At 51.9% G+C, this 21,890-nt stretch carries 16 protein-coding genes; 12 read left to right on the top strand and 4 right to left on the bottom strand.

Going from position 1 to position 21,890, the window contains the following annotated elements; all coding sequences use genetic code 11:
- Positions 1 to 409: 409 nt before the first annotated feature.
- From NNO02_RS18340 to NNO02_RS18320, 5 genes are all read left to right on the top strand, one after another.
- The gene (locus tag NNO02_RS18340; protein ID WP_271455440.1) at positions 410 to 5,734 is read left to right on the top strand and encodes a peroxidase family protein; all 5,325 of its coding nucleotides are present in this window, start codon (positions 410 to 412) and stop codon (positions 5,732 to 5,734) included.
- A 10-nt stretch (positions 5,735 to 5,744) separates the two neighbouring features.
- The gene (locus NNO02_RS18335) at positions 5,745 to 7,484 is read left to right on the top strand and encodes a type I secretion system permease/ATPase (protein WP_271455439.1); all 1,740 of its coding nucleotides are present in this window, start codon (positions 5,745 to 5,747) and stop codon (positions 7,482 to 7,484) included.
- A 2-nt stretch (positions 7,485 to 7,486) separates the two neighbouring features.
- Positions 7,487 to 8,812 (top strand): HlyD family type I secretion periplasmic adaptor subunit, encoded by a 1,326-nt coding sequence (locus NNO02_RS18330; RefSeq protein ID WP_271455438.1) that lies wholly within the window; start codon positions 7,487 to 7,489, stop codon positions 8,810 to 8,812.
- Positions 8,813 to 8,941: 129 nt separating this feature from the next.
- Positions 8,942 to 9,226: a VF530 family DNA-binding protein gene (locus NNO02_RS18325; RefSeq protein WP_137383067.1), complete on the top strand. Its 285-nt coding sequence runs from the start codon at positions 8,942 to 8,944 to the stop codon at positions 9,224 to 9,226.
- A gap of 12 nt (positions 9,227 to 9,238) precedes the next feature.
- Positions 9,239 to 10,606 (top strand): glycoside hydrolase family 10 protein, encoded by a 1,368-nt coding sequence (locus NNO02_RS18320; protein WP_271455437.1) that lies wholly within the window; start codon positions 9,239 to 9,241, stop codon positions 10,604 to 10,606.
- On the opposite strand, the gene NNO02_RS18315 is transcribed toward NNO02_RS18320, so the two are convergent.
- From NNO02_RS18315 to hdeB, 3 genes are all read right to left on the bottom strand, one after another.
- Positions 10,603 to 11,121: a hypothetical protein gene (locus tag NNO02_RS18315; RefSeq protein WP_271455436.1), complete on the bottom strand. Its 519-nt coding sequence runs from the start codon at positions 11,119 to 11,121 to the stop codon at positions 10,603 to 10,605. The genes NNO02_RS18320 and NNO02_RS18315 overlap by 4 nt on opposite strands.
- 86 nt (positions 11,122 to 11,207) lie before the next feature.
- Positions 11,208 to 13,151: a methyl-accepting chemotaxis protein gene (locus tag NNO02_RS18310; protein ID WP_271442667.1), complete on the bottom strand. Its 1,944-nt coding sequence runs from the start codon at positions 13,149 to 13,151 to the stop codon at positions 11,208 to 11,210.
- A 155-nt stretch (positions 13,152 to 13,306) separates the two neighbouring features.
- The gene (gene hdeB / locus NNO02_RS18305) at positions 13,307 to 13,636 is read right to left on the bottom strand and encodes an acid-activated periplasmic chaperone HdeB (protein ID WP_005122660.1); all 330 of its coding nucleotides are present in this window, start codon (positions 13,634 to 13,636) and stop codon (positions 13,307 to 13,309) included.
- A 400-nt stretch (positions 13,637 to 14,036) separates the two neighbouring features.
- Between hdeB and NNO02_RS18300 the strand changes: the two genes are divergently transcribed.
- From NNO02_RS18300 to NNO02_RS18270, 7 genes are read left to right on the top strand one after another with little or no spacing between them, the layout of a single operon-like run.
- On the top strand, positions 14,037 to 14,903 hold the full coding sequence (locus NNO02_RS18300; protein WP_271455435.1) for a MurR/RpiR family transcriptional regulator: 867 nt from the start codon (positions 14,037 to 14,039) through the stop codon (positions 14,901 to 14,903).
- Between the two features lie 14 nt (positions 14,904 to 14,917).
- Entirely contained in the window at positions 14,918 to 15,505 is a 588-nt protein-coding gene (ddpX, locus tag NNO02_RS18295; RefSeq protein WP_271442384.1) for a D-alanyl-D-alanine dipeptidase, read from the top strand.
- 15 nt (positions 15,506 to 15,520) lie between these two features.
- The gene (locus NNO02_RS18290; protein ID WP_271442383.1) at positions 15,521 to 17,083 is read left to right on the top strand and encodes an ABC transporter substrate-binding protein; all 1,563 of its coding nucleotides are present in this window, start codon (positions 15,521 to 15,523) and stop codon (positions 17,081 to 17,083) included.
- Between the two features lie 44 nt (positions 17,084 to 17,127).
- Positions 17,128 to 18,150 carry an ABC transporter permease gene (locus tag NNO02_RS18285; protein WP_137383060.1) on the top strand — a complete coding sequence of 341 codons (1,023 nt, stop codon included), beginning with the start codon at positions 17,128 to 17,130 and terminating at the stop codon, positions 18,148 to 18,150.
- Positions 18,147 to 19,043, top strand: coding sequence for a D,D-dipeptide ABC transporter permease (gene ddpC / locus NNO02_RS18280; protein ID WP_271455434.1), 897 nt, complete (start codon positions 18,147 to 18,149; stop codon positions 19,041 to 19,043). Before NNO02_RS18285 ends, ddpC begins: the two co-directional genes overlap by 4 nt.
- Positions 19,040 to 20,026 (top strand): ABC transporter ATP-binding protein, encoded by a 987-nt coding sequence (locus NNO02_RS18275; RefSeq protein WP_137383058.1) that lies wholly within the window; start codon positions 19,040 to 19,042, stop codon positions 20,024 to 20,026. Before ddpC ends, NNO02_RS18275 begins: the two co-directional genes overlap by 4 nt.
- Positions 20,019 to 20,954 (top strand): ABC transporter ATP-binding protein, encoded by a 936-nt coding sequence (locus NNO02_RS18270; RefSeq protein WP_271442380.1) that lies wholly within the window; start codon positions 20,019 to 20,021, stop codon positions 20,952 to 20,954. Before NNO02_RS18275 ends, NNO02_RS18270 begins: the two co-directional genes overlap by 8 nt.
- Positions 20,955 to 20,964: 10 nt before the next feature.
- Here the strand turns inward: NNO02_RS18270 and NNO02_RS18265 are convergent, their stop codons facing one another.
- Positions 20,965 to 21,855 (bottom strand): LysR family transcriptional regulator, encoded by an 891-nt coding sequence (locus NNO02_RS18265; RefSeq protein WP_061067901.1) that lies wholly within the window; start codon positions 21,853 to 21,855, stop codon positions 20,965 to 20,967.
- Between the last annotated feature and the right edge of the window lie 35 nt (positions 21,856 to 21,890).

Here is a 21,890-nt window from a genome sequence, read left to right as displayed (position 1 = left end):
AATTTATTCTTTTGATAGAAAAGTATGAGTGAAGTCGGCAAAGGAAAAACCATAGTTATGATCATAACAGAAATGTAATATGAGGTTACAACCCCCCTAACACGTTTAAGCATTGAGAGGACTCGCCCTTCTCAAAACCGTGCGCCATGAGTAAACCTTTTAATTCAATGGCCCACGGTACCAGCTATCCGCCCAAACCTTTATATAAATGAGGTGAGCACCTCATTGTGCGAAGTAAAGTTCAGGAGAACAACTCTAAATACGCTGTGGGTATCTTCTGTATTTTCGGAATGGAATCTAAGCATGTAATAACAATCAGGTATCTGATACTGCCTATTCTTCTGTCAGCTTTTGTAAATAGAAAATGGGTGATGATAGCTAATACAGGTAAAGATAGGGGTAATAACGTATGGCCTCACAATATGACTTTACTGTCACTCTCCACGATCTTGCTTTTATTCTTAAGCAGATAAAAATATCCGAAGCGGCGACTAACCCGGATGGTAGCATCAACGCTGATATGCTACGGGAATTAGTCTCCAGTCCACTGTTACCTTACGGACTGCGTACTGTAGATGGCTCATGGAATAATCTCCTCCCCGGCCAAGAATTATACGGTTCAGCCGATCAGACAATGCCGAGATTAACGGCACTGAACTGGCAGGATGCGGATGAGATGACCAGTTATATTCAGATTGGCGGGACGGTCATTGATGCCGACCCTCGTGTTATTAGTAACTTAATTTCTGACCAAACCGCCTCCAATCCGGCCGCGCTGGAGGTATTTAATGCCTTAAAAGATGCTCCCGGGGGGGGGACGACTACCGGAAATGGCAGTTTATCTATTCCCAACCAATCCCCTGACATTGGCCTTTCTCCGGCGTTTAATGGCTGGATGACTTTCTTTGGTCAGTTTTTTGACCATGGTCTGGACCTCATTCCTAAAGGAGGAAACGGCATCGTCTTCATTCCATTGCAACCCGACGACCCTTTATATGTTGAAGGTTCGTCGACCAACTTTATGTTATTAACCCGGGCAACGGTCGATGAGAATCGAGAAACCGTTAATCTTACAACCCCATTTATCGATCAGAACCAAACCTACACCTCTCATCCGTCGCATCAGATCTTTATCCGTGAATATGTATTAATTGACGGTAAACCTGAGCCGACGGGTAATTTATTAGGAGGGGCTAACGGTGGGCTGGCAACCTGGGCTGACGTCAAGAACCAGGCGGAAACGCTACTCGGCATCAAATTGACCGATCAGGATGTGTTTAATGTGCCGCTTCTGGCGACTGATCGTTACGGTAATTTGATTTTAAGTGAAAATGGAAAAGTACAGATTGTTACCACGAGTGGGCTGGTTGAAGCCAATGGCGGCCTGTTACCTGAGGGCACCTTCCGAACCGGGCATGCTTTTCTCGATGATATTGCGCATACTGCCGCGCCAAAAGCGGGTTTATTGGCAGATGATGACGACGTTATTGGCGGGCAACAGCCTGCGGGCACGTACGATGATGAACTCCTGGATCGCCACTTTATCACCGGTGACGGGCGCGGTAATGAAAACATTGGACTAACTGCCGTTCACGCCGTATTTCACAGTGAACATAACCGGCTGGTTGAGCAGTATAAGACCACCCTACTGGAAACCGGTGATATTGACCTTATCAACCAGTGGCTGATGCCCTCACATCAAATCACTGAGCTACCCGCTGACACCAGTACGCTGGTCTGGAACGGTGAATACCTCTTCCAGGCGGGGCGATTCTCCACAGAAATGCAGTACCAGCACCTCGTTTTCGAGGAGTTTGCTCGCACCGTACAACCTGCCGTCGATCCGTTTGTCTTTTCAAACACGGCAGATATCAACCCACAGATCTTTGCTGAGTTTGCGCACGTGGTTTATCGCTTCGGGCATTCAATGCTCACAGAAACCGTAGCGCGTACCGACATTGACATGCAAAACGGTGATATCGGTCTGATTGCCGCATTTCTCAATCCAGTGGCATTTAATGAAATTAACGGTGCCACCGTGTCCGATGAACAGGCAATCGGTGCGATTGTTCGGGGCATGACGCGACAAGTCGGTAACGAGATTGATGAGTTTATTACTGACGCCTTGCGTAATAACCTGATTGGCCTGCCGCTTGATTTGGGGGCGCTTAACATTGCCCGTGGACGTGATACGGCTATGCCGTCGCTGAACCAGGCCCGTGAACAGTTCTTTGCATTAAGCGGAGATAGCCAGCTTCGGCCGTATACCAGTTGGGCCGATTTCACCACATACCTGAAAAACCCGGCCTCCATTATCAACTTTATGGCGGCCTATGGTCAGCACGAACTGATCCTCAATGCCACCAGCCTGGAAGGTAAACGCGCAGCGGTTAATTTCCTGTTATTTGGTGATGCCAACAACGCTCCGCCAGCAGACGCAATGGATTTCTTCAACAGTACCGGCGCATGGGCCAGCAAAGAAACAGGTCTGAATAAGGTCGATTTCTGGATTGGAGGGCTTGCTGAACGCAAAAATGAATTTGGCGGCATGCTCGGATCAACCTTCAATTTTGTCTTCGAAACACAGATGGAAATGTTGCAGGACGGCGACCGTTTCTACTATTTGAGTCGGGTACAAGGATTGAATTTACTGAACGAACTGGAAGCCAACTCGTTTTCTGCTCTGGTTATGCGCAACAGTGATCTCGGTGAAGAAGGTTCCTCTCACCTGCCTGCTAACCTGTTTCAGACCCCTGACCATATATTCGAAGTAAACCGCGTGCTGCAAACGGAAATCGACCCTAAATGGGGGAATCCGCTGAAAGATCTGCTCTCGCCGTTGTTGGTACGACGCGATCCTGGGGCAGATGTGGACGGCGACGGTTTCGCTGATGGTGGTTATCTGAAATATACCGGCGATGGTCATGTGGTGCTTGGCGGTACCGCAGGGAACGATACGCTCATCGGAGGGAAAGGTATCGACAGCCTGTGGGGAGATGGCGGTGATGACCGTCTGGACGGCGGCGATGAAGCGGATGTGGTTCACGGTGGTGATGGCGATGACATCATTACGGACACCGGTACACCTGTAGGCGATGCTGACTTCCTCCATGGTGATGCCGGGCACGATGTCATCTTCTCCGGGAACGGAAACGATCTAGTCTTTGGCGGCACGGGCAGTGACTTCGTCGTGGTCGGTGAAGATGCCCAGGAGGTTTTCGCTGGGCAGGACAACGACTTTGCACTTGGGGGATCGGGTGGTGATTTCCTGATGGGTAATGAAGGCGATGACTGGCTGGAAGGTGGTGATGGGTTTGACACACTCGCGGGTGATAACTCTGAGCTGTTCTTCAACAGCACCATTATTGGTCACGATGTCCTGAACGGTCAGGGTAACGATACGGACTACGATGGCGAAGCCGGTGATGACATCATGGTTCAGGGCGCGGGTATCCAGCGTAATAATGGTATGGCCGGTTTCGACTGGGCGATCCATAAAGGTGATCCTAATGGCGCTAACTCTGACCTGGGTATCCCGATTTTCGTCAACCAGCAGGAGTTTATTCTGCGCGACCGTTTTGACCTGGTCGAAGGTCTGTCTGGCTGGAAACACAATGATATCCTGACCGGTACGGAACAGCCGATCGGTACTGCACCGGTTCAGGGTATCCCCCTCTCTAATAATCTGACCCAGGAAGGTGCCGACAGAATCGACGGTCTGCAGGCTATTCTCGGTGTCGCGCGTTCAGCCAATCCGGATGCGGTGTTACTCAATCCGGACGATGGCAGTGACATTTTACTCGGCGGCGGCGGTAGCGACCGCATTACGGGTAAAGCCGGCAATGACATCATTGATGGCGACGCCTGGCTGAACGTGCATATTGCTGTTTCAGGTATGCCAGGGCTCACCAGCGCCGAAAGCATGGCTGAGCTGAAATCGTACATGCTGGCAGGTACGCTGAAACCGAATCAGTTGTCGATTGTGCGCGAAATCTTGCATGAGGGAGATGGCACGGAAACTGACGTGGCAGTGTATCGCGATGTCAGTAGCAACTACGCCTTTACCCGAATGGCAGATGGTAGCCTCAGAGTCGATCACGCCACCCCCAATGCCGCATTGAACCTGAATGATGGTGTTGACCGTCTGCTGAATATCGAAAAACTGGAGTTTGGCGATGGTCAACAGCTGTGGGTCACGGCGCAACACGCGACGGGCGACCTGGCAATCAGTAGTGCAAACCCATCTGTTGGTGACCTGTTACGGGTTAACGTAGCAAACCTGCTCGATGGCAACGGTCTTGCGGCAGATGTCGTAATCACCATGACATGGCAGGCTTTAATTAACGGACAATGGCAGGATCAGGCAACCGGCGTGGAGTTCAGAGTTCCCGGCGCTATCCAGGGCGCTCCGCTGCGTGTTGTCGCCAGTTTCAATGACCGAATGGGCGATGCCGAGACCTTAGTGTCAGCACAAACTCAGGCCGTCTTGCCACGAAATCAGGCAACAACAGGTGCGCCGGTGATTAATGATCTCACGCCAACGGAAAGTCTGACGCTGACGGCGGTGGTTTCGGGTATCGCCGACGCGGATGGCCTGAGCGGCGGAAATTTCAGCTACCAATGGAGAATGAGTTCACCGACCGGATTCGTCAACATCAACGGCGCAACATCTGCCACCTTCACGCCAGGCCAGGCTATGGTCGGCCGCACGTTGCAGGTGGTCGTCACTGTCGTAGATGATGAGGGTAATCCCCCGGTTATCCTGACGTCGACAACCACGCAGCCTGTTGGCGATCTGATCGTGGGTAATAATGGTGCCAATACGCTCATCGGTACCGCATGGAGTGACATCCTGCGCGGTGAAAACGGCAATGACACCTTACTGGGTGGCGCGGGTGATGACCTGTTAGTCGGCGGTGCGGGTAATGACTCTCTCTCCGGCCAGGCGGGACAAGATACGCTGCAAGGTGACGCGGGTAACGATACCCTGGACGGTGGTCTTGGCGCTGACAGTATGACCGGCGGTACAGGTAATGATACCTACATCGTTGATGATTTTGGTGATGTCGTGATCGAAGATCTCAACGGCGGGACAGATATTGTCCGCACTACTCTCAGCAGCTATGACCTGACCGATAACGTGGAAGAGTTGGTCTTTACCGGGAACGGTAGTTTTATCGGTACTGGTAATTCAATCGCCAATATCATCACAGGTGGTAGCGGCAATGACTATCTGTTCGGTATGGGCGGCAATGACCAGTTGTTTGGCGGTATCGGAAATGACTTCCTGGATGGCGGAGAGGGTGCCGATAACCTGCAGGGTGGAAACGGTAACGACGTCATGATTGGCGGCGCGGGTGCCGATACCCTCTCTGGCGGTAATGGCGACGATATTCTCAACGGTCAGGAAGGAAACGATATTCTGGATGGCGGAACCGGAAGTGATATTTTCGCTTTCGGAGCCAACTTTGGACAGGACCGTATCACGGGTTTCGACAGTAACCCCAATGGCGGGCAAGACTTCCTTGACCTCGTTTTGCTAGGCATTAACGCGGAGAACTTTGCCAGCAGCGTCTCTATCACCGGAAATAACGGCAACACCATCGTGACCATCGGCACTGACACCATTACGTTAGTGGGCGTCAATTCGACCACCGTTAATATGGGTGATTTTTATCTGGAAATGCCGACTACCCTTGCCAGCAACAATGGCAATAGTTCATTGATCGTATAAGGAGAAGACTATGTCGCGCCAGCATACGCCAACAGAACTGAATGATGCATTAAAAGGAACGAAACCCACTTTTCTGATGCTGCTGTTTTTTAGTTGTGTGATTAATATGCTTATGCTGGCGCCGGCAATCTATATGTTGCAGGTTTACGATCGCGTACTGGTGAGTAAAAACACCACGACGCTGCTAATGCTCACCTTATTAATTGTCGGTTTGTACATCATTATTGCCATGATTGAATCCGCTCGTGCACAGGTCATGGTAAGACTGGGAAATCGGCTGGATATAAAGCTCAGTCAATTAGTTTTTAATGCGGCTTTTAGAAGAAAAATGTCCACCGGTGATAACAACCCGGCACAATCTTTAGCCGAGCTCGATCAGATCCGCCAGTTTCTCTCCGGGAACAGCTTGTTTTCATTGCTGGATATTCCGTGGACGCCGATTTATCTGTTTATCGCCTTTCTGGTACATCCCCTGTTGGGATACCTGTCTCTTGGTGGAATCACACTATTATTCATTCTGACACTGGTTTCAGAATTCTCTACTAAGCGCCCTATTCAACAAGCCCATGCCTTAACCATCAATAATGCCAGCAAGCTGAATAAACAGCTGCAAAACTCCGATGCTATCGAGGCGATGGGCATGCTTTCCACTCTAAAAGCAAACTGGCAGGAACAGCATAATAAAGTGCTGGTACTGCAAACACAGATCGCTGATAAAACGGCGGGGTTAAGCAGCCTGAGCCGGTTTGTTCGCGTGTTGCTGCAATCTGTCGCGCTGGGTGCCGGGGCGTTGCTGGTAATTGGTGGGCATATTACCCCAGGCCTGATGATCGCGGCCTCGATTATACTTGGACGCGTCCTGAACCCGGTGGAACAAGTCATCGGCAGTTGGAAGCAGTTTGTCCAGTTTCGTAGCGCGTGGCATCAGTTATCGGAACTGCTAAAGGAGTATCCGGCCCCGCAAGACGTGCTGACCCTGCCGCGTCCGCAAGGTAACATCAGCGTTGAAGGCGTGTTTGCGACAGCTCCCGGACAACACGCCCCGTTGCTGCGTAATATCTCCTTTCAACTCGAACAAGGTGAAGTGCTGGGGATTATCGGTCCTTCTGCATCCGGAAAAACATCACTGGCGAAAGTACTGGTCGGTGTCTGGAAGACGTTATCAGGAAAAGTCAGGTTAGACGGCGCAGATATTTGCCAGTGGGATAAAGCCCTGCTGGGTCCCTCGATAGGCTATCTGCCACAGGATGTTGAACTGTTTGACGGCACTATCGCACAAAACATTGCGCGTTTTACGAAAAATGACAGCGAACTGATCGTGGCGGCCGCACTTCTGGCGGGTGTACACGAGATGATCCTGCGCCTGCCGCAGGGGTACGATACACCGCTCGGCGTAGGTGGATACCAGTTGTCCGGTGGGCAGCGCCAGCGTATTGGGCTGGCTCGTGCTGTCTACAACAACCCTGCATTTATCGTCCTTGATGAACCGAATGCCAATCTTGATGATGCCGGGGAGTTTGCCCTCATTAAAGCCATCAACACGCTGCGAACACAGGGACAAACTACCGTGATTATATCGCACCGTCCGACTCTGCTCGGTGTGGTCAATAAAGTTTTACTGCTCAATGACGGTGCTATTCAGGAGTTCGGCACACGCGATCAGGTCTTCGCCCATCTGCGCCAGGCTAACGTGCTGAAACCAGTGGCAACACCCTCTTCATCCACCAATGAACAACAGCGTGAGGCATGAAGATGAAAAAGAATCCCAATAACGCGGACGTCACCGGTGTGGATACCAACATCTGGTCCCCCATTATTCGCGGCGTCGTTGTCATTGTGCTGGGGGTGGGTGGTTTCTTATTTTGGGCAGTGCAAGCCCCTTTAGATGCGGGTGTCGTTGCGGACGGTACGGTAACCGTATCCAGTAACCGAAAAACTATTCAGCATCTGAGCGGCGGTAGAGTGACGGATATTTTTATTAAAGAGGGTGACCTGGTTAAACGAAATCAGGTGCTTGTCCGCCTGGATAAGATGCAACTCGACATGCGCTACAGCGCGTTAAACGCACAGTATATTTCCGCCAAAAGCATTGAAGATCGTCTGTTAGCAGAAAGAGATGGCCTGGAGGCAATTGTATTTAATCCCATGCTGACGCAGCAGTTTTCCGGTAATAAACGGCTGGCAGAAGTCAGGAATCTACAGGCCAAACTGTTCGATACGCGACGCAAAACGATGCAGGATGAATTGTCCATGATTCAGGAAACGCTCGATGGCCTGGTCGGGCAAACGGACAATCTTAATAAAATAAAAGGATACCGCGATCACCAGTTCAACCTGATTAATCGGGAGTTGGGCGCGATTCGGGCGCTGAGTGAAAAAAACTATTACCCCAAGGCGCAATTACTGGTGCTGGAGCGCGAGGCGGCTGAAATATCCGGCAGTGTGTCCGAAGATATTTTGAACATTGCTAAACTCAAATCCCAGCAAAATGAATTAAAAATCAAAGCGTATCAGGTACGGCATCAGTATTTACGCGAAGTTGAGTCTGAACTAACTGAAAACCAAAAAGAAGTGGCGATGCTGGAGGATGAACTGGTTTCTACCCGCCATGAACTGGATAACACGGAGATTCGCTCCCCAATCAACGGTGTCGTTCTGGATGTCAAAGTCAGTACCGTCGGCGGTGTGATTCAGCCCGGTGAGCATCTCATGGATATCGTTGCCGCTGGACAGCCGATGCAAATCGACGCCAGGATACCAGTGCACGCCATTGATAAACTGGCCCCAGGTTTAACCGTTGACGTGCTGTTTCCTGCCCTGAACCATGCGCTGTTACCTTCCGTACCAGCCCGAGTTCTGACCATCTCAGCCGATCGTTTAATTGATGAAGCAACGCAACAGCCCTATTATCTCGCCGAAGTGCAAGTTTCCGCAGAAGGAGCGCGTTTGCTGGGCGATTACAAGATTAAAGCGGGCATGCCCGCGAGCGTGACCATCAAGACCGGCGAGCGAACGTTTTTAAGCTACCTGTTTAAACCGCTGATCGCCCGCCTGGAACTCGCCTTTAAGGAGTACTGAGCGCACATTGCTGGCATGGTGCTCATTCGCAGTGCTATGCCGGTTTATACCATTGCTGGTCGCCTTGCTTTCTTGTAACCTTTCGCTCGCGCGACTGACAAAATCTGGAACTACCGAACTGGACTTCATATGAATGCTCATATTTCTAAAGACCCCTTGCATGGTGTGACGCTTGAAATGCAGGTCAATGCCCTGGTTGATCGTTATGGTTGGGCTGAACTTGGCCAACGGATAAACATCAACTGTTTTAAAAATGAACCGAGCGTTAAATCCAGTTTGAAGTTTCTGCGTCGTACGCCGTGGGCGCGTGCAGAAGTTGAAGCACTGTATCTTGATTCTCTGCATGACGTTGCACCAGAACCCACCGCTCCTGCTATTGATCCTTGGGCTAACAGCCGCAACAAGAAAAAATAAGAGCAAAATCCGATGTCAGCATCCGGTTTTTTTTCAGGTCATTATCAGAAAAAACTGGCGACTCTCCTCGCCCGTTCCCGCAACACGCTACCGCTAACCAATGTGAAATGGTTTGCTGTACTGGTTGGCAGTATGCTGTTACTTGGCAGTTGCTCTTCACAACCGCCAGGGCCGAAGGTGACTCCTCATCCCCCGGTCACAACCCCGCAGCATAGCAAAGAGCCGGTTCGTGGTATCTGGCTGGCAACGGTTTCCCGTCTGGACTGGCCGCCAATCTCATCTGTAAACATCAGTTCACCCGCCATCCGCATCAGCCAGCAGCAAAAAGCGCTGACGGATAAGCTGGATAATCTGCAACGTCTTGGGATCAATACCGTCTTTTTCCAGGTGAAACCGGACGGCACTGCACTGTGGCAATCCAAAATTCTTCCCTGGTCAGACACTCTGACCGGCACCATCGGCCAGGATCCTGGTTACGATCCGTTGCAATTTATGCTCGACGAGGCGCACAAACGCGGGATGAAAGTTCATGCCTGGTTTAACCCCTACCGCGTCTCCGTCAATACGAAACCGTCAACGGTCGCAGAATTAAACAGCACGCTGTCGCAGACCCCCTCCAGCGTTTACGTTCTGCATCGGGACTGGATCCGTACATCGGGTGAACGTTTTGTACTGGACCCGGGTATTCCTGACGCGCGCGACTGGATAACCAGCATCGTGGCAGAGGTCGTTGAGAATTATCCGGTGGATGGCGTGCAGTTTGACGACTACTTCTATACCGAATCGCCGGGTTCGACGCTAAACGACAGCCAGACTTTCAGAAAGTATGGTCAGGGTTTTGATTCAAAAGCAGACTGGCGACGTCATAACACGCAACGGCTGATCGAACAGGTTTCACAGGCCATCAAAAAGATTAAGCCTGACGTGGAGTTTGGTGTTAGCCCCGCAGGCGTGTGGCGTAATCGCTCCCACGATCCGGCAGGCTCCGACACCCGAGGGGCGGCAGCGTATGATGAATCGTATGCCGATACCCGGCGCTGGGTGCAATTAGGTCTGTTGGATTACATCGCACCACAACTGTACTGGCCTTTCGCCCGTGATGCGGCGCGTTATGATGTTCTGGCAAAATGGTGGGCTGGCGTGGTGAAATCCACCAATACCCGCCTGTATATTGGCGTTGCGCTGTATAAAGTAGGTGAGCCGTCACGAAAAGAACCGGACTGGACGGTACAAGGCGGTGTGCCGGAGTTGAAAAAGCAACTCGATCTGAACGAGTCCGAACCGAATATTAATGGCACTATCTTGTTTCGGGAGAACTATCTTAACCAACCGCAAACCCAGGAAGCCGTGACCTATATTCGTGATCGTTGGGGGCGCTAAGTGTTGCCGGGAGCTGGTGACCGGAGATAAACGCTGACGTAACGGATAAATTTCCCGATAAATACACCGGCAAACACGCCACCGGTAATGATTGCCAACGCGCTCATTACCGGCTGGCGTAAAATATCGGGAGCGATAGCATTCAATACACCTTGTACATATTTGATGCCAAAGGCCAACATCATGAACGGCAATGCAGAGTAATCTGCCGGGCGATGAATGCTGCGTGGTGCGGTACTGCGTGCCAGACGGCCGGGGTTTATCAACATATAGCCCACAATCACGCCGCTAATAATACCAACCATCCACTGTAGATACGTGCTGATGGACCGATCGCGGTAAGTGACCAGATCGTAAACATCCCAGAAAAGAAAGAGAGCCGGGATCAGTGCCAGCTTTTCCAGCGTAACCGTTGCGGGTATCCTGGCTTTAATCCCCCGAAATAACAGGAAGACCAACAAGACATATACCCACACCGGTGTGTGCACCAGCATCGCTACGACAAACTCAGCCATACTCTGGCTCCTGACGTGTTAACCACGTTAAGTGTAGCCTGGTGTTATCCGGGCGCAGACGATGCACCCGGATACTTTACGTGGGGTCAGGCCGCTGAAGGCTCCGGCAATTTGAATGAGGAAACCAGTAACGCTAATTGTTCCGCCTCTTCTTTCAGCACCTGAGTTCGTGTGGCGGCATCATCAATCAACGATGCGTTTTGCTGCACGGTGCTGTCCATTTCGGTAACGGCGAGTGTGACTTCGGAAACGCCCTTACGCTGCTCGTCACCCGCGACACGGATTTCCCCCATCAGTTGGCTAACCTGCCGCACGTTGTTGACCAGCTCTTCCAGGCGCTCACCTGCATTGTGGATTTGCTGGCTGCTGCTGCCAACATGTGAAACGGACTCATCAATCAACGCTTTGATTTCCTGGGCAGCAGTGGCACTGCGCTGTGCCAGGGTACGAACTTCAGATGCGACAACCGCAAATCCTCTGCCTGCATCCCCCGCTCTGGCGGCTTCAACGGCGGCATTCAGCGCCAGAATATTGGTCTGGAATGCAATGCTGTCGATGACGGCGACAATTTCCACCATTCTGCCAGACGAGGCACTGACGTTATCCATTGTCGAAATCACACCCTGCATCACGTCGCCACAGCGATTCGCCGTTTGCGCAGTGTTGTCGGAAAGTTCATCTGCCAGTTGCGTGTTGCTCGCATTTTGATGAACGGTCGCATTTAACTGTTCCATCGCCGCCGAACTCTCTTCCAGCGCGGCCGCCTGCTGAGTAACCCGTGAAGACAGCTCCATGTTACTGTCGGCCAGACTGACGGCGTTATTGGCTACCACTACGCTACTGCTTCTGACGGTGATCAGAATGGCGGATATTTTATCGACGAACAGGTTAAAGGCTTCCGCGATATCTGAAATCTCATCTTTACCTCGAACATCCAGACGTCGGGTAAGATCGCCTTCACCCTGTGCGATATCATCGAGCGCGCGACGAGTATCATCGAGACGAGAGATCAAGCGACGCACCACCAGCCATGATCCGACAAGCAACACGGTCATAATCGGGATCAGCACTTCCAGCACATCCTGCATCATGACTTTAGCGAGACCAACGATGCGCGTTTCCGGTGTCACCAGCCCTACGACCCAGCCAGTATCAGCCATTGGGAACAACATTACGCGTGACGGAGCATTCAGCACGTTGTCGCTTTCAAGCGTGATGGTTTTCACGCCATCAGTCGCGCGAAGCGATTTCAGCCCGGCTTCCACCGGGGCCAGCCAGTGTGCGCTTTGCGCCAGATCGCTAAAGGTTTTGTATTTTGTCTGATCGGCCTGGGGGAAATAGAGGATCTGCCCCTGTTTATCAACCACAAATGCGTAGCCACCGGTACTGTTGCCCTGCTGCTGCATAAAGGTTGCAACGTTATCCAGACGAATATCAGTGGTGGCCACACCGGCAAACTTACCCGCTAATTGATACGGAATACTGCAGGTCACCATGTTCACGCCGGAACTGGCATCCTGGTAAACATCAGACCACAGGCAACTGTTCTGTGAGTGACCTTTAGCATGCTGATACCAACTTTCATTGTGATAACCGGCGGATCCTTCGGCATTATAATCATTCGAAAAATCAAGCTTACCCTCAGCATTACGCGCCCAGAAAAAGCTACGTTTCTCTACTCCCGGGGTGAACGCATTTGGCTCTGGCCAGATCCCGCCGCCGGTAATAATTGAGTGGCTGTCTTCGCCAATCAGGTGTGGAACCACGTTCTGATACAAAGATTCATCATTAGGCAGTACTTCGGCCAGTCGTGACAGACTGACGGTTTCGCCCTCGATACGAGAGAGCACAGTACTCAGTTGACGGGTTAAACCTTGCCCTGTTTCTTCTATCAGGGCGGTATTGATTTCAACGACGCGTGGCTGACCACGCCAGAGCATAATTGCAACAATAACAAGGGTGGTCACCGCAAGCAGCAGGATGCCGCCAATGGTTAACCGCGTTGAAATACGAGTAGGATACCAGGCCATACAAACTCCTTCTGCAAAAGGCTAACTTTTACCCAGTATCGGCACAGGAGTTTATATCTTTATAAAGTTTTCTTAAGTATTACAAAACAAATAAGTGACATTGTCACAAATAGCAAAACCCAGCACTTTGGCTGGGTTTTAATACATGCTTAATCTTATTTAGATAATTCTTTTTTGATTTCTTCTTTTATTTTGCTTAATTCACTTTGCGGATGTTTTTTGCAAAGTTCAACGGTCAGAGGCACAGCTGTAGTGATGGTTTCGTTATAGTCTACGAAGTCACCGCCTTTGAAGTCTTCGTCTTCATTCAGCACCCAGAAAGCAACCGGAGCCATAGTTTGCGGGTTCAAATCAATAAACTCCTGGCAGCTCATGCCTTTCGGAGTGACTTCAGTTTTAGCGTTATCAGTTGCTGCATTGACGCTTACACTGGTTAACAGCGCTGCGACCAGGATGCCTGCTGTAGAAAGGGAGAATTTATTCATTGTAGTACTCCATTTATAATCCAGATAATATCTACACTTGCGCTTTAAACCGTTAATGTAGTTCGCAAAAAATAATACTCCCACCGTCAGAAGAATAAAGATTACGGTCATCGATATGGCTGAAATTTATATTTCACATTACTGATTCTGATGTCTGATAAGAAATGTTGCACACAATGTGATCGTTACGACGAAATCAGCAGATTCATCCCTCACTTACCCTACCGTTGCACCAAAACTGAACTACGCTGCACAAATGTTGATCATTAGTTAATGAAAATTGATATTTTTTTAACAAAGAGCCCCGACGCAGCGCTGTCGCTGACCTGGCACGCGTCCTGCATTGTTAATCTGGTAACAGTGAAGCGGTATCTGACAAACAACTAACAGCGAGATGGTAATGACATCAAAACCTGAGTTATTTGCCCGCATAGAACAGACCTTTAGCCAGCTAACGCCCAGCGAAAAGCGCGTTGCCGGTTGGTTGTTAGCGCACGCTGCACAGATCCCTTTTGAAACGGCAGACGGCATCGCAAAAGCAGCAGGAACCAGTGGCATTACCGTCGGGCGTTACCTGCGTAAACTCGGGTTTCGTAACCTGGAAGATGCGAAAGCCAGCCTGCGTGAAATACCCGCTATTCCCTATCAGCCCTGGGGAATGAACGAGCGCCTGGACTCCTGGCACCAGCAGCAAAATCTACCTGACCGCGCACAACAATCGCTGCTGCTGGAAATTGACGCTATCACCCACGTCTATCAACTGGCACAAAGCGAAACATTTTTACGTATTGCGCAGCAATTAGCGCAGGCCGAAGCTGTTTATATTCTTGGGATCCAGTCCACCCGCGGGATCGCCAACGCCTTTTTTAGCCATCTGGAATATCTGCGACCGAAAGTGAGTTACTCCGAAGGACTTTCCGGTAGCTGGGTTGAGTCGCTGAACTCGGGATTTAATCAACCTTATGTCGTGATCACCGATACGCGCGCTTACTCGGCAACATCCCGACAATATTGCCGCATTGCCAGTGAGCGTGGCATTCCTCTCGCGTTAATCACGGATGTATGGTGCCCCTGGGCCAGAGACTATGCCATTGATTTACTTCAGGTGAAAACGGACACCGGGCACTTCTGGGATTCGCTTGCTCCGGTGAGTTGCCTGTTCAACCTATTACTCTCCGCGGTGGTCGCGCAACTGGGCGACTCCCTCGCGGGACGCCTGCAAACCAATCGCCAGTTACAACAACAATTTGGTCAATTCGAACAATAAACAGGAAACGTGCTATGTCAGATACCCCACAACTGGTCGATTTGTCGGTGATATTCCCGTCACTGCATATCGATCTGAAATACGCTACAGCCGATAACATTACCGGCGCGCCTATCTACCAGGAAGCGCGCTGTCTGCTGCATTCCGAGGCCGTCACTGCGCTGGCCAAAAGCATCAGCATCGCGCAGCTGGCGGGTTTGTCATTGGTGGTGTATGACGCGTACCGCCCACAGCAGGCGCAGGCGATACTGTGGAATGCCTGTCCGGATCCGCAGTATGTGGTGGATGTGGCGATCGGTTCGAATCACAGCCGGGGTACGGCCATTGACGTCACGCTGATGGACACTCGCGGTAATGTGCTCGATATGGGGGCCGGTTTTGATGAAATGCATGACCGTTCCCATGCCTGGCACCCTTCAGTTCCTCCGGCTGCGCAGCGTAATCGACTGCTGCTCAATGCCATCATGTTCGGCGGCGGTTTTGTCGGCATCAACAGCGAGTGGTGGCATTTCGAACTGCCGAATGCCGCGCGTTACCCGCTGCTTGACGATCAAATAGCTTGTTACACTGTCACGTCTATAACAACACAACATCCCCTTTAATTCTGGAGCCTGGTTATGAAGACTACACCTGCGTTAACCTCGTTTTTTCGCCCCGCTCTGTTAGCCGTTGCGCTGGCGGTCGCCTTGCCTGCCGCGCAGGCCGCCGTCCCTAAAGACATGCTGGTTATCGGTAAAGCCGCCGATCCACAAACGCTCGACCCTGCTGTAACAATCGATAACAACGACTGGACGGTGACTTATCCCTCATATCAACGTTTGGTTCAGTACAAAACAGAGGGCGGCAAAGGTTCCACGGAAGTTGAAGGTGATTTAGCCAGCGGTTGGAAAGCGTCTGATGACCAAAAAGAATGGACCTTTACCCTGAAAAGCGATGCTAAATTCGCCGACGGCACGCCAGTGACCGCTGATGCAGTAAAACAATCTTTTGAGCGCCTGCTCAAGATCGGTCAAGGGCCGGCTGAGGCATTTCCGAAAGATCTGAAAGTTGATGCCATCGACAACAACACGGTGAAATTTACCCTTAGCCAACCATTCGCGCCGTTCTTATATACGCTGGCCAATGACGGTGCCTCAATTATCAACCCGGCGATCTTAAAAGAGCATGCCGCGGATGATGCTCGTGGATTCCTGGCACAAAATACGGCTGGGTCTGGTCCCTTTATGTTGAAGAGCTGGCAAAAAGGACAACAACTGGTACTGGTACCCAACCCTCATTATTCCGGTCCTAAACCCACGTTCAAACGCGTTTCGGTCAAAATCATCGGAGAAAGCGCTTCCCGTCGTTTGCAACTGTCTCGTGGCGATATTGATATCGCCGATGCACTCCCTGTCGACCAGCTTGCTGCCCTCAAACAGGAAGGTAAAGTCAACGTGGCGGATTACCCATCATTGCGTGTGACCTATTTATATCTGAACAACAGCAAGGCGCCGCTCAATCAGGTGGATTTGCGCCGCGCTATCTCATGGGCCACGGATTATAAGGGGATGGTGAAAGGGATCCTGAGCGGTAACGGCAAGCAGATGCGTGGTCCTATTCCTGAAGGGATGTGGGGTTTTGATGACAAGGCCATGCAGTACAGCTTTGATGAAGCGAAAGCAAAAGAAGCATTAGGTAACGTTGCCAACAAACCCGAAACCCTGAGCTTCCTGTATTCCGATAACGATCCTAACTGGGAGCCAATTGCACTCTCCACTCAGGCCAGCCTCGGCAAGTTAGGCATTAAGGTGAAACTGGAAAAACTGGCGAATGCCACCATGCGCGATCGCGTCGGTAAAGGTGACTATGACATTGCCATCGGTAACTGGAGCCCGGACTTTGCTGACCCGTACATGTTCATGAACTACTGGTTCGAGTCGGATAAGAAAGGCTTGCCGGGTAACCGTTCATTCTATGAAAACAGTGAGGTCGATAAGTTGCTGCGCAGCGCGCTGGCCACTACCGACCAGGTTGCCAGAACCAATGATTACCAGCAGGCGCAAACCATCGTCATTGATGAAGCGGCTTACGTCTATTTATTCCAGAAAAACTACCAGCTGGCGATGAATAAAGACGTCAAAGGTTTTGTCTTCAACCCCATGCTGGAACAGGTCTTCAACATCGCCACCATGAGTAAATAAGCCACGTTAATGCGGAGCCGATTTGGCTCCGCAAGGGGAAGCCAATGACGTTCTGGAGCATTTTACGCCAGCGATGCTGGGGACTTATCCTGGTGGTTGCCGGTGTCTGTGTAATCACTTTTATTATTTCGCACCTGATCCCGGGCGACCCCGCACGGCTGCTGGCCGGCGATCGCGCCAGCGATGAAATTGTCGAAAATATTCGCCAACAGCTGGGACTGAATCAGCCGTTGTATATTCAGTTTTTCCGTTATGTCAGCGATATTTTTCAGGGTGATTTAGGCACCTCCATTCGCACCGGCCGGCCGGTACTGGATGAATTGCGCGTGTTCTTCCCTGCCACGCTTGAATTGGCCTTCTGCTCTCTGCTGCTGGCGCTGATCATCGGTATCCCGTTGGGTATTCTGTCTGCTGTCTGGCGCAACCGTTGGCTCGACCATCTTGTCCGCCTGATGGCTATTACCGGTATTTCGACCCCGGCATTCTGGTTGGGCCTCGGCGTTATCGTGCTTTTTTATGGCCATTTGCAAATTTTACCCGGCGGCGGACGGCTTGATGACTGGCTCGATCCCCCCACGCACGTCACCGGTTTCTATCTGGTTGATGCGCTGCTGGAAGGCAACGCAGAGGTCTTTTTCAATGCGCTGCAGCACCTGATCCTGCCGTCGCTGACGCTGGCCTTTGTGCACTTAGGGATCGTTGCCCGACAGATTCGCTCCGCCATGCTGGAACAACTGAGTGAAGATTATATCCGCACCGCGCGGGCCAGTGGTTTACCGGGTTGGTATATCATTTTGTGTTATGCGTTGCCGAATGCGTTGATTCCGTCGATAACCGTGCTGGGTCTGGCCCTGGGCGATCTGCTCTATGGTGCAGTACTGACCGAAACGGTCTTTGCCTGGCCAGGCATGGGTGCCTGGGTTGTGACCTCCATTCAGGCACTCGATTTCCCGGCAGTCATGGGATTTGCCGTGGTGGTCTCTTTTGCGTATGTGCTGGTCAACCTGGTGGTGGATCTCCTTTACCTGTGGATTGACCCGCGAATCGGACGTGGAGGTGCACAGTGATGCTCACACAAGAAACACCCGCCCCATCACCAGCGACCCGCCGCCGTGTTGACTGGGCAAAGCTATTCTGGATGATGAAGAGCAGTCCGCTGACGCTGATTGGCGGCGTCATTATTGTACTGATGCTACTGTTAATGGTGCTCTCTCCGTGGATCACCCCTTACGATCCTAACGCCATCGATCTGACCGCGCGCCTGTTGCCACCGTCGGCCATCCACTGGTTTGGCACCGATGAAGTGGGTCGTGATCTGTTCAGCCGCGTCCTGGTCGGAAGTCAGCAGTCAATTGTCGCCGGTCTGGTGGTGGTCGGTATCGCTGGCGGGCTGGGCTCGCTGTTGGGATGCCTGTCTGGCGTGATGGGCGGACGTGCCGATGCGATCATCATGCGTATGATGGATGTTATGCTGTCCATTCCTTCGCTGGTACTGACAATGGCACTGGCCGCCGCATTAGGGCCAAGTCTGTTCAACGCCATGCTGGCGATTGCGATTGTACGTATTCCTTTCTATGTACGCCTCGCACGCGGTCAAACGTTGGTCGTTCGTCAGTTTACTTATGTACAGGCCGCGCGAATCTATGGTGCATCACGCTGGCATCTGATCAGCTGGCATATTTTACGCAATTCACTTCCCCCGCTGATTGTGCAGGCATCACTGGACATTGGCAGTGCGATCCTGATGGCCGCCACGCTCGGATTTATTGGGCTCGGCGCTCAACAACCCAGCGCTGAATGGGGCGCAATGGTGGCGATTGGTAGAAACTACGTACTTGATCAGTGGTGGTATTGCGCATTTCCTGGTGCCGCCATTCTGATTACCGCCGTGGGCTTTAATCTCTTTGGTGATGGTATTCGCGATCTGCTGGATCCGAAAGCCGGAGGAAAACAGTCATGACACAACCAGTCCTGGAGATCGAGAATTTGCACCTGAGCTTCCCCGGTTATAAAGCGGATGTGCATGCGCTGAATCATGTGTCGCTGCATATCAACCGGGGGGAAATTGTCGGCGTGGTCGGTGAGTCTGGCTCAGGGAAATCCGTCACGGCCATGCTCGCCATGCGTCTGTTACCCGAAGGAAGCTACCGCATCCATCAGGGGCGCCTTACGCTGTTAGGTGAAGATGTTTTAACTGCCAGCGAAAAACAAATGCGCCAGTGGCGCGGCCAACGCGTGGCGATGATTTTCCAGGAGCCGATGACGGCGTTGAATCCAACACGACGAATCGGCCAACAAATGGTGGAGGTCATTCGTCATCATCAGGCATTGAGCCGCACGGATGCCCGGCAGAAAGCCATCGCGTTACTGGAAGAAATGCAAATCCCGGATGCCCCGGAAGTGATGTCCCGCTTCCCGTTTGAGCTTTCTGGGGGGATGCGTCAGCGCGTGATGATTGCGCTCGCGTTTTCCTGCGAGCCAGACCTGATCATTGCCGATGAACCCACCACTGCGCTGGATGTCACAGTACAGCTTCAGGTACTGCGATTACTGAAGCTTAAAGCACGGGCCAGCGGTACCGCCGTGTTGTTTATCAGCCATGATATGGCCGTCGTCTCGCAATTGTGTGACCGGTTATACGTTATGTATGCCGGGAGCGTGATTGAAAGTGGTCCAACACAAACCGTTATTCAGCACCCCACGCATCCCTACTCTATTGGTCTCCTGAAATGTGCGCCTGAGCACGGTGAACCACGTGCTTTGCTCCCCGCGATTCCGGGTACCGTACCGAATTTAACCTGTTTACCTGTCGGATGCGCATTCCGCGAGCGCTGCTTTGCCGCGGGGCCTCGCTGTGAAGAAACACCTGATTTATGCAGCCAGGGCGGTGCGGATCAACAGTCCGCCTGCTGGTACCCACAACTGGAGACGACACATGTCTGATATTTTACTGGACCTGCAGGATGTTCATATCAACTTCCCCGCGCGAAAAAACTGGCTCGGCAAAGTAACAGAGCGGGTGCATGCACTCAACGGTCTGGATTTACAAATCCGCCAGGGGGAAACGCTGGGGATTGTTGGTGAATCCGGTTGCGGTAAAAGTACGCTGGCACAACTGCTGATGGGGATGATCAAACCGAGCCAGGGGTACTATTCTTGCAGCGGGGGCAACAATGGTATGCAGATGGTCTTTCAGGACCCGCTTTCATCCCTGGACCCGCGCTTGCCGGTATGGCGAATAATCACTGAGCCGGTATGGATCCAAAAGCGTAGCGCTGAACGCGAGCGCCGCGCCCTGGCCGAGGATTTGGCTCGACAGGTAGGGATTCGCCCGGAATACCTCGATCGCCTGCCGCATGCCTTTTCCGGCGGGCAGCGCCAGCGTATTGCCATCGCCCGCGCGCTGTCATCGGAGCCGGATGTGATCGTCCTTGATGAGCCGACGTCGGCACTGGATATTTCGGTACAGGCGCAAATCCTCAATCTGCTGGTTGCATTGCAGGCACGCCGGAATCTGACGTTTGTGCTGATATCGCATAACGTATCGGTCGTGCGGCATATGAGTGACCGTGTGGCGGTGATGTATCTTGGGCAAATTGTCGAACTGGGCGATGCGCAGCAGGTTCTCTCGCATCCGGCACATCCTTACACCCGTCTGTTGCTGGATTCGGTGCCTAAAACGGGTACGCCACTGGCTGAGGATTTGGTCCTGCGTAAAACCGAACTCCCTGGCAACAGAACACTACCGCAAGGCTGTTTTTTCCGCGACAGATGCCCGCTGGCAACCCACGGATGTGAAAAAAAACAGACATTATTGAAAAATGAAGCCGGACGGGAAGTTCGCTGTTGGCGCGCCATTGATATCTGTTGACTGCGCATTTTCAGGCGAGATACGCCTTTTTCAGCGCATCCACCAGCATTCCTGACGCGGTTGATAATTTATGGTGTGCGGAACGCAGCACCCCGATCCGCCGCTGGATCACGGGACCGTCAAGCTCTATACAGGTTGCGCCAAGTTCCGTCATTTGTGTTCGACACAGTGCGGGAACTGCGCTGCCGCCCAATCCGTTTGCCACCATACGGCCAACGGTCACCAGTTGATGGCTTTCCAGCGCCACGTCCAGCGTATGTCCGCTTTGCACCAGTTGTTCTTCCAGCATCAGGCGCACGGCAGATGGACGTTGCAGCGTAATAAAATCCAGCGTCAGCAATTCGCGCCATGCAATACGCTCTCGCCCCGCCAGCCTGGACGTTGGCGGGACGATCGCCACAAAACGATCGACACCGAGCGGCGTGAAGTGCAGTTGTCCTGAATAATCAGGCTCGAAGGCGATCCCCATCTCCACCCGTCCTTCACTCACCATTTCAATGACCTGTTCGTTTATGACATCGTGAACCGTCACGTTAATACCAGAATAGCAATCCCGAAAGGTTTTCAGTACCTGTGGCAAGACGTTTGCCGCAAACGAAGGCATGGCAGCAATGGAGATTTTACCGCGTTGCAACGTAAAGCGCTGACGCATCGCTTCTTCAGTATTCTCCCAGTCAGCAAGCAGTTGCCTCCCCATATTCAGCAGCGTTTCGCCCTCCTGTGTCAGGGTGACTTTGCGCGTCGTGCGCAGCAGTAAGGCCCCGCCCAACGAGTCCTCAAGCCCTTTAATCGCCAGACTTAACGCAGGTTGCGACATATTCAGTCGTTCACTGGCATGAGCAAAATTCAGAGTGTGAGCTACCGCTAAAAACGCGCGTAACTGTTTGATGCTCATTCCCATTTCGCATTCCTTTAACCTATTGAATACCTTTAATT

Origin of the sequence: Citrobacter sp. Awk 2, from assembly GCF_028069815.1 — a bacterium.
Taxonomy (GTDB): domain Bacteria; phylum Pseudomonadota; class Gammaproteobacteria; order Enterobacterales; family Enterobacteriaceae; genus Citrobacter.
The sequence above is the reverse complement of the archived record's forward strand: the minus strand, read 5'-3'. Positions and strand labels throughout refer to the sequence as shown.